Origin of the sequence: Bradyrhizobium sp. (genome assembly GCF_049586575.1) — a bacterium.
Classification (GTDB): domain Bacteria; phylum Pseudomonadota; class Alphaproteobacteria; order Rhizobiales; family Xanthobacteraceae; genus Bradyrhizobium.
Map to the genome: position 1 here is coordinate 1 of NZ_JBAVCF010000552.1, position 1,911 is coordinate 1,911.

Sequence of the window (1,911 nt, forward strand, 5' to 3'; positions counted from 1 at the left end):
GGGTTCGTTTCGTAAATCGCCGTCCCACCCAAGCTGATATGGACGCAGGGCCAGATCGAGTGGATTATGAGACCATGTCAATTCGTCGCCACCTGAGCGTGCGTGTTTCGCTAATTCCCGGACAGGATTTCGGTAAATCGCGGACAGAGATTTCAGTAATTCCGGGACAGCGATTTCGCTAATTCGCGGACAGGGGTGGCGGTCAGATTTCGGGAGCGCCGTTCGGGCAATGTTCCCTCTCAACGTTGGGAGGGGCAATGCCGAGACGGAAGCGAACGAAACGAACGACCGTGAAGGACCTGCGAACGATCCTGCGCTTGACGCACGAACACGGGTTGTCGGTGCGGGCAATCTCGGAACGGCTGGGGCTGAGCAAGACCTCGGTTGCAACGTATCTGTTGCGGGCACGTGAGGCGGGGCTGAGCTGGCCGCTGCCGCCGGATTCCGCGAGCGACGCGGCCTTGGTGGAGGCGCTGTTCCGCCGGGTGGGACGGCCGCCGCAGGACTTGAGCGAGCCGGACTGGCCGTATGTGGCGCAGGAGCTCAAGCGCAAGGGCGTGACGCTGACGCTGCTGTGGCAGGAATATCGCGCCGCCCATCCCGACGGATACGGCTACACCTGGTTCTGCCAACAATACGGCGCCTATCGGCGTCGAGCGCATCCGACATTCCGCCATTGCCACGAAGCGGGCGCGGTGATGCAGACCGATTACGCCGGCCAGACGGTCGAGGTGATTGACCCGCGAACGGGAGAGATTGGCCAAGCGCAGATTTTTGTCGCCGTGCTGGGGGCGTCGTCGCTGACTTTCGCCTGCGCGAGCCCCAGTCAACGGCTGCCCGATTGGATCGACAGTCAGACCAAAGCGCTAGCGTACTTCGGCGGCGTACCCAAGGCGATCGTCTGCGACAACCTGAAGGCCGGCGTTGCCAAGGCGCTGTGGTTCGAGCCGACGCTCAACCAGACCTTTGCGGCCATGGCCGAGCACTACGACACGACGATTTTGCCGACGCGCAGCCGCAAGCCGCGCGACAAGGGCAAGGTCGAGGGCGCGGTTTTGATCGTTGAACGTTGGATCTTGGCTCGGCTGCGCCACCGGAGCTTCTTCAGCATTGCCGAGCTTAATGCCGCGATCGGCGTCCTGCTCGAAGACCTCAACAATCGTCCGATGCGTCAGGTCGGAAAGTCGCGCCGGCAGCTGTTTGAGGAGATCGAGCGCACGGCGCTCGCACCATTGCCGAACGCACCGTTCGAGTATGCCGAATGGAAATCCGCCAAGGTCCATCCCGACTATCACGTCGAAGTCGACAAGACCTTCTATTCGGTACCGCACCGGCTGATCGGCCGCCGCGTCGATGTGCGGCTGACCCACAAGACCGTCGAGATCTTCTGCGACCATCAGCGTGTCGCCAGCCACGTCCGCCGTTCGCAGCGCTCGGGTCATGTCACGGTGAACGAGCACATGCCGAAAGCCCATCAGCGCTACGCCAACATGACGCCGGCGAGCCTGATCCTGATGGCGGCGCGGATCGGTGCCAACGCCGCCATCCTGGTCGAGCGGGTAATGCGGGAACGCCCGCATCCTGAGCAGGGCTATCGCTCCGCCATGGGCATCATCGCCCTGGCGCGCCGCTATGAGCGCGATCGGCTGGAAGCGGCCTGCGAGCGGGCGCTTGCCATCAACGCGATCAGCTACTCCTCGGTCAGCGCCATCCTCAAATCTGGCCTCGACCGGACCGCTATGCCGGCAGAACCCGTCAAAGCCACGCCCCCGCACGCCAACATCCGTGGCGGCACTTACTATCAATAAAGGAAAGGACCTTCGATGCTGACAAATCCCACACTCGACCAAATGCAGACGCTCGGTCTAGCCGGAATGGCGGCGGCCTACCGGCAATTGGCCGAGCAGGACA

Annotated in this window: 2 protein-coding genes; both read left to right on the top strand. The window is 62.8% G+C overall.

Annotated elements, in window-relative coordinates:
* A partial coding sequence (locus WB528_RS20865) for a hypothetical protein (RefSeq protein ID WP_423890307.1) occupies positions 1-182 on the top strand: 182 nt, incomplete at its 5' end.
* A 75-nt stretch (positions 183-257) separates the two neighbouring features.
* The gene (gene istA / locus WB528_RS20870) at positions 258-1,808 is read left to right on the top strand and encodes an IS21 family transposase (RefSeq protein WP_423890308.1); all 1,551 of its coding nucleotides are present in this window, start codon (positions 258-260) and stop codon (positions 1,806-1,808) included.
* Positions 1,809-1,911: the final 103 nt, after the last annotated feature.